We start from the raw sequence: 6569 nt of genomic DNA on the forward strand, positions 1-6569 counted from the left end.
CGGCCAGCGCCAGGCCGTCGCGGGCCGCCGGATCTGCAGGCGCCAATTGGCCGTCGCTGGCCGCTGCCGGGGCCAGCGCCGCGAACAACGCCGCAGCGCGTGCCGGCGGGCCATCAAGCCCCGTGCCCGTTTGCGGCCAGGGTTTCACGTCGGCACGTTCCAGCCCGAGCGACGCCAACAGTGCCTTCAGTCCCCATTGGGGGTGGCCGGGATCAGCGCGCGGCGGCGACGGGTCGTCGGTCGGGACAGTGCCGGCGCGGATCGCAGCCCAGCGTGCCATGCCAGCGGGGCTGACATCATCGTCCATCCCGGGCAGCACCACCATGCCATCTGGCAGTCGCAACACCGCCGCCAGCAGCCGCACCAGCGCCGGTGTCGGGTTGGCAATGCCGGCTGCCACCACCAGCCCTGTAGGCGGCGCGGCCTGCCAGCGGGCGATGGCGGCATCGATCAGCGCGGCCAGCCTGGTGACGCCCTCGCTGCCGCCATGGTCCCGCCGGGCGGCAGGCCAGGCGGCAATGATGAGATCGAGGAATTCCAGCGTGCGCTGCCAGTGATCGGCGAGATCGTGGCCGTCGGCAGCATCACGCAATGCTTCGGGCGCCACCTCTTCGGCGAGCAGCGCATCCAGCACATCGCCCAGTGCATCGCCGAGGCGAAGCCGTTCCACGGCAAGCCGCGCCGCCCCCGGCAGGCCGCTGGCCAGCCGCGCCAGCTCGAAACGGCGCAGCAGACTGGGCACGGCAGGCGGGATCGGCGCTTCGCCCAGCGCCAGCCGTTCGAAGCCGCCATCGTCAAGATCACCCACCGGCACAAGGCGCGGTAGCAACAGCCCCCCCGTGCCATCAGGCAGTTGCCGCACGAAAGCTTCGGTGAGCGCGGTCACGGCCCGGCGGTTGGGCAACAGCACCAGCGTGCGCGCCAACTGCAGTGGATCGTGCCGGCATCGCGCCAACAGGCCGGCGGCGAGGGCATCGGCAAAGGCGACATGCAGCGGCATGTTGAACAGCGCCGGTGCCCGGCCGAACGCCCGATCTGGCGGCGGCAAGCCCCCAACCGCTGGCGCAACATCAGGGGAAACCGGGTCAGCCATCGGCAGCAGCATAGGCATCGAGCGGCGGCTGGCCAGCCCCCGAAATCGCCGCAATGGCGACTGCCAGCCGCCCCGGGCGGGGCACTCCTGATTCAGCCTCGCCGATTCAGGCCGACCAGATGATGATCAGGCAGCGCTGCGCTGGTAACGTGCGCGCACCTTTTCGGTGGCGCGCATCGCATCGCCGGCCAGCGCCAGCATGGCCTGATAACCTGCCGGCGCGATGGCGAGGAAACTGCGCCGTCCATCGCGCACGCAGGGCCGGCGCACGATCAGGCCTTCGCGCGTCATGCTGTTGATCCAGCGCAGGGCCGTGGTGCTGGGCACATCGGCCGCGATGCACAGGCTGGTGACCGAGGTCTCGCGCCGCCAGTAATGTGCGACCGCCAGATCGAGCAAGATGTCCCACGCCGGTTCGCCCAGCGAAATGCCGACAAGGTGGCGGGCGCGCAGTCGGCGGATGCGGAACTGGCTTTCCAGGAAAGCGATGCAATCGGCCTCTGCCAGGTCGGTGGCGGCGGCGCCGCCCTGCGCCACCAGGCGATCAGCCAGCGCCGCAAGCCCCTGCGCCATATCGGCGACCTGCCGGGCGATGCTGGCAGCTTGTTCGTGGCCGGCGGAGCTGCCCGCCCCGTGGCCCGCGGCTTCGGCCGTTGGCGCCGCCCGCAGTTCCAGCCCGGCAATCCCATCGAGCAGCGCATTGGCGGCCTGTTGCAGCACATGGCCGGCGGGCCAGCCGCCGGGTGAATGGAGCCGGCTGGTGACGGCACCGGCCGCGCCGGTCAGCCCGGCCGGCTGGTATGATTGATGCAATCCTGGATGGTCGGTGTCAGGTCCCAGTGTCTGGGTGTGACTGTCTTGCACGGCCACGCCATCGGCGGCCGTATCCCGTGTGGCAATGCGCATTCTCTGAACGCCCCCGTTCATCTGTGCTGCCATCGTGAGGAAGCCCTTCTGCCCAATGGCTCCGTTCCGAATGATGGCCAAGAATCTGTAACAGTTGCTCCAGCCGCTGGATGCACAGGGGCTGCTCCAGAACGGAGGCATCCAGCTTGTTGATAAGTTCATTAAGGTTGTTTTCCGGTGACCATGCGAACAGCGACGGCCCAGCGGAGCCAATTGCCGCCGCCTCGCCGGGAGCATTTGGCAGCGGCGCCAGGCACAGTCTGGCTGGCATCGCGTGCCCCGGCGCACAGGCGCGCACCTGCCAGCCGAGGATCTCGGCCAGCAGCAGCAGTGGCTCGGCCTCGGCCGGCGACACGCCGTGCATCGCCAGCACGGGCGCCCGGTTCCTGTCGCGTCGGTCCGGTTGATGTTCGCCCATGCGCTGCCCCTTCGTCCTGCCGCGATGCCGGCAGGGGCGAGGAACGGCCGCACAGGGCAACGGCTTGACCCGGAAGCCCGCCCGGAACGGATGCAATCAGCCAGCCAGCACGGCCAGCTGTTCTAGGGCAGCAAGATTGAGCGGCGGCACCAGCCGATCAAGACCGGCCGCGGCCAGGCGGGCAGCCAGCGCCGGATCATCAGCCGCCACCTCGATGATGGCGCCCGACGGTGCCATGACCAGCCGCGGCGGCCCCTGCCAGCCGGCCTGGTCCCACCAACTGCCGTGGCTCCCGCCATGCCAGCCAGAGCCACCATTCCAGTCAGCTTCGTCACACCAACCGGCCCCTCCGTGCCAGCCGGCGATGTCCTCCACCTGGTCTGCGCGCAGGTCACCTCCTCCGGCCACCTGCACCTCCCAGCCCAGAATTTCGAACAACAAGGTGATCAGTTCCGTATCCTGTGGCGGTAATCCTTCAATGGACAAGCGACGATATTCGCTCGCGTCGGCCCTCACCGACGCCGCGACCCACGCAAGTGTCACGACTTTTCCCCAAACAGCTTGACCCTGCCCGAGAGTTAACAAACGGCTAATCCAGTACAAGCCGCAAGCTGGACCGTTCTGGCGCAACTACATCCATTATGGAGATACATGGCCGCCGCCTTGGCCGGGCGCGGCGGGCGCTGACAGCGCTCGACAGCGGCGGCCCGGCATGCTTCCATGCGGCACCGCCAGAGCGGATAGAAAAACGGGGAGATTCCATGTTCAGTCACATCATGGTCGGCGCCAACGACCTTGCCGCCTCCAAGGCCTTTTATGATGCCACGCTGGGCGCCATGGGCGTCGGCCCGGGCTTTGCCGACGACAAGGGCCGGGTGTTCTGGATGACCCCCACCGGTATCTTCGCCATTTCCGTGCCCATCGACGGCAACCCGGCGTGCCACGGCAACGGCAGCACCATCGGCTTTGCCATGGCCAGCCCGGAAATGGCCAACGCCTGGCACGCCGCCGGCCTCGCCAACGGCGGCACGGCCTGCGAAGATCCGCCCGGCGTCCGCGAGGGCGGCATGGGTCCGCTTTATCTCGCTTATCTGCGCGACCCGGCCGGCAACAAGCTGTGCGCGCTGCACCGGATGGGATGACAACCATGAAGCAGTTGCTGATCGCCGCGGCGCTGATCGCTGCCGCCACCGCCGCCCCGATTGCAGCGCCCGCCGCCGCTCAGGTCAGGGACCGGCCGGTGCTCACCCTTGATGGCGCCCGCATCGTGATCCTGGCGGCGGAGGCCGAGGCGGTGCGCCGCAACCTCAAGGTCACCATCAGCGTCGTCGATTTCGCCGGCGTGCCCATCGCCATGTCGCGCATGGACGATGCCAGCCTGGTGGGGGCAGAGATCAGCCTCGCCAAGGCGCGCACGGCGGCCGGCTTCAACAACAACACCGGCGTTTACGAACAGCGCCTGCAGAAGGAAGGGCAGACCCGCCTGCTCACCCTGCCGGTGGTGGCCTCTGACGGCGGCTATCCGATCCGGGCCGGCGGGCGCACCGCGGGCGCGGTCGGCGTGTCGGGCGCCACCAGCGAGGAGGATGGCTTGATCGCCAAGGCTGGCATCGCGGCGCTCGAAGCCGCGCTGGGGGCAAAGAAGTGATTGGCGCGCGCCTCTTGCCGCCCAGCCTCTTGCCGCTTTGGGCATCGGCAGAGTAAGAGGCGCGCGATACAAGCACAGGAGAGACCACCATACCACCGCCCCCTCGCCGCTTCATGAACACGCCGGCTCCGATTTCCGGCCCGCTTTATGATGAATTCATCAAGTCCCCCAAGGTCCGGGTCATCGATCAGGACGGGGAGAATCTGGGCGTTCTCTACACCCGCGAAGCCATTGCCATGGCCCAGGAAGCGGGTTTGAACCTGGTGGAAGTGTCTCCCGGTGCCGATCCGCCGGTGTGCAAGATCCTCGATGTCGGCAAGTTCAAGTACGAGGCCCAGAAGAAGGCCGCTGCCGCCCGCAAGAACCAGAAGACGCAGGAGATCAAGGAGATCAAGATGCGTCCGAACATCGACGAGCATGATTACCAGACCAAGATGAAGGCCATTCACCGCTTCCTCGAGGAAGGGGACAAGGTGAAGCTCACCCTCAGGTTCCGCGGCCGCGAGCTCAGCCACGGGGAGCTGGGTCTGAAGCTGCTGGAGCGCGTGCGCGACGAGACGGCGGAGCTGGCCAAGGTTGAGCAGCTGCCGCGCCTCGAAGGCCGCCAGATGCTGATGGTCATCGCGCCGCGCTGACGTCCATGTCGTTCGCTGCCCCTGCCCTCACCGGCCCCAAGCCGGACCAATATCATGCGCTCGACGCCCAGCTGGCGGCGCTGATAGGCGATGAGCGTGACGCCGTCGCCAACATGGCCAATATGGCAGCGCTGATCTTCCACCAGCTGCCCGATCTCAACTGGGCCGGCTTCTACCTGATGAAGGGTGGCGAGCTGGTGCTGGGGCCGTTCCAGGGCAAGCCGGCCTGCATCCGCATCCCCCTGGGGCGCGGCGTGTGCGGCACGGCGGCGGCGACCCGCGAAACCCAGCTGGTGCCTGATGTCCACGCCTTTCCCGGCCATATCGCCTGCGATGCCGACAGCCGCTCCGAAATCGTGGTGCCGCTGGTGCGCAATGGCCTGGTTGTCGGTGTGCTCGATCTCGACAGCCCGTTGCCCGGCCGCTTCGATACGGACGACCAGGCCGGGCTGGAAGCCCTCGCCCGCCGCCTGCTCGCCGCCAGCGACCCGGCCTGACCCCTCCGACCGCGCTGCCAGCGTTGCGCGGCGGCCACTGGCTGTATATCTTGAGATATAGCAAGGGCAGGAGCGAGGCCGGATGACCGTGCGAATGATGCTGGCGGCGATGGCGCTGCTCGCGGCCGGGGCAGCCCAGACTCAGATGGCCCAGCCGGCCTGCGCCAGCGTGAGCGATGCCAATCTGCCGCCCGACCTTAAGGCCTGGGCGGGTCCGCGCGCCGCACTTGCGGCCGCCGCCAGCAGCACGGACCTGCCGGCGCTGCCCATCGGCGCGCCGGTGGCGCTGACGCTGGCCCCGGCCGCGAGGGTGACATTTGCCCGGCCACCCGAACAGCAGCGCACGCCAGATGATGCCCATGCCGGCCTCGTGGCCGTAACGCTGCCGGCCGCCGGCGTGTGGCGCCTGTCCTTCTCAAAGCCGGTGTGGGTGGACATGCTGCAGGACGGCAAGTTCATCGCATCCGGCGCCCATGGTGCGTTGGCACCGTGTACGTCCGTGCGCAAGGTGGTGGAGTTCGCCGCCGGGCCGGGGCGCTACACGGTTCAGCTGTCCGGCAATCCCGGCCGCGACCTAGTCATAATGGTGACGGCGAAGCCTTGATCCGGCCCAGCAGCGCGGCGCCGGCTGTGGCGGCCGTCTGCGCCAGCGCCGCGTCCAGCGCGCGGTAGTCAGCCAGCACGGCAGCGCCGGCAGCGGTGAGCCGGGCGCCGCTGCGGCTGCCGGCATGGGTGGCGACCAGCGGCTCGGCAAACATACGGTTCATGGCATCGACCATCAGCCAGGCCCGCCGATAACTGAGCCCCATCACCCGCGCTGCAGCCGAGATGGAACCTGCAACCGCTATGGCATCAAGCAGATCGGCCTTGCCGGGGCCGAGCGCGATTTCGGCGCCCACCAGCAGCTGGGCCTTGATCTTGAGGCGGCCGGTGGCGGGCGGATCGCTGGACATGGACCGCTTGATACACGCTGCTGCCTTGCGGCCCAAGCCGCGCGCGATCAACGCTCCTGCCGACGTTCCGCTTGGGCAATGCCGGCCAGCACGCGCTCGCGGTCTGCCGCAGACAGGCCCGGCGCCCGCGCAACGGCGGCGCGCGCCTCGGCCAGCGCCGCGCGTACCTCGGCCCTGATGTCGCGCCCGCACAGCGCCAGCTGGTCCATAGAAGCGTCGGCGGGCAAATCCTCCCCGGCCTGACCACAGCGGGCGCGCAAGTCGATCCGCACCCGTTCGACCTCCGCGAGCGCCTCGGTGCGGGCCTGTTCCGCCGCGCGGCGAGCGGTCTCGGCCTCCTGGCGGGCCACTTCGGCCATGCGGTGCGCTGCCTCCGGCGCCAGAACCGCGCCATTGGACCGCTCGATCCTGATGGTCCG

Annotated in this window: 10 protein-coding genes and 1 pseudogene; 5 read left to right on the top strand and 6 right to left on the bottom strand. The window is 68.9% G+C overall.

Going from position 1 to position 6569, the window contains the following annotated elements; translation table 11 throughout:
- The 4 genes and pseudogenes from GJV64_RS09970 to GJV64_RS09985 form a co-directional block, all read right to left on the bottom strand.
- A pseudogene (locus tag GJV64_RS09970) lies at positions 1 to 1048 on the bottom strand (double-strand break repair protein AddB); the annotation flags it as partial.
- Between the two features lie 171 nt (positions 1049 to 1219).
- The gene (locus tag GJV64_RS09975) at positions 1220 to 1957 is read right to left on the bottom strand and encodes a MarR family winged helix-turn-helix transcriptional regulator (RefSeq protein WP_164157092.1); all 738 of its coding nucleotides are present in this window, start codon (positions 1955 to 1957) and stop codon (positions 1220 to 1222) included.
- Complete coding sequence (locus GJV64_RS09980; protein ID WP_164157093.1) at positions 1923 to 2417, bottom strand: hypothetical protein; 495 nt, start codon at positions 2415 to 2417, stop codon at positions 1923 to 1925. Before GJV64_RS09980 ends, GJV64_RS09975 begins: the two co-directional genes overlap by 35 nt.
- 96 nt (positions 2418 to 2513) lie before the next feature.
- Positions 2514 to 2855, bottom strand: coding sequence for a hypothetical protein (locus GJV64_RS09985; protein WP_164157094.1), 342 nt, complete (start codon positions 2853 to 2855; stop codon positions 2514 to 2516).
- Positions 2856 to 3178: 323 nt separating this feature from the next.
- Here GJV64_RS09985 and GJV64_RS09990 point away from each other — a divergent pair, with 323 nt between their 5' ends.
- From GJV64_RS09990 to GJV64_RS10010, 5 genes are all read left to right on the top strand, one after another.
- Positions 3179 to 3559 (top strand): VOC family protein, encoded by a 381-nt coding sequence (locus tag GJV64_RS09990; protein WP_164157095.1) that lies wholly within the window; start codon positions 3179 to 3181, stop codon positions 3557 to 3559.
- Positions 3560 to 3564: 5 nt separating this feature from the next.
- Positions 3565 to 4065 (top strand): GlcG/HbpS family heme-binding protein, encoded by a 501-nt coding sequence (locus GJV64_RS09995; protein ID WP_164157096.1) that lies wholly within the window; start codon positions 3565 to 3567, stop codon positions 4063 to 4065.
- A gap of 113 nt (positions 4066 to 4178) precedes the next feature.
- Complete coding sequence (infC, locus tag GJV64_RS10000) at positions 4179 to 4700, top strand: translation initiation factor IF-3 (RefSeq protein WP_164157097.1); 522 nt, start codon at positions 4179 to 4181, stop codon at positions 4698 to 4700.
- 5 nt (positions 4701 to 4705) lie between these two features.
- A complete protein-coding gene (locus tag GJV64_RS10005) occupies positions 4706 to 5197 on the top strand; it encodes a GAF domain-containing protein (RefSeq protein ID WP_164157098.1) in 492 nt (163 codons plus the stop codon).
- Positions 5198 to 5279: 82 nt separating this feature from the next.
- Positions 5280 to 5801, top strand: coding sequence for a homogentisate 1,2-dioxygenase (locus tag GJV64_RS10010; protein WP_164157099.1), 522 nt, complete (start codon positions 5280 to 5282; stop codon positions 5799 to 5801).
- On the opposite strand, the gene GJV64_RS10015 is transcribed toward GJV64_RS10010, so the two are convergent.
- Entirely contained in the window at positions 5776 to 6150 is a 375-nt protein-coding gene (locus GJV64_RS10015) for a winged helix-turn-helix domain-containing protein (protein WP_164157100.1), read from the bottom strand. The genes GJV64_RS10010 and GJV64_RS10015 overlap by 26 nt on opposite strands.
- A gap of 47 nt (positions 6151 to 6197) precedes the next feature.
- On the bottom strand, positions 6198 to 6569 hold a 372-nt coding region (locus tag GJV64_RS10020), incomplete at its 5' end, for a hypothetical protein (RefSeq protein WP_205599589.1).

This window comes from Sandarakinorhabdus rubra, from assembly GCF_010994245.1.
Classification (GTDB): domain Bacteria; phylum Pseudomonadota; class Alphaproteobacteria; order Sphingomonadales; family Sphingomonadaceae; genus Sandarakinorhabdus; species Sandarakinorhabdus rubra.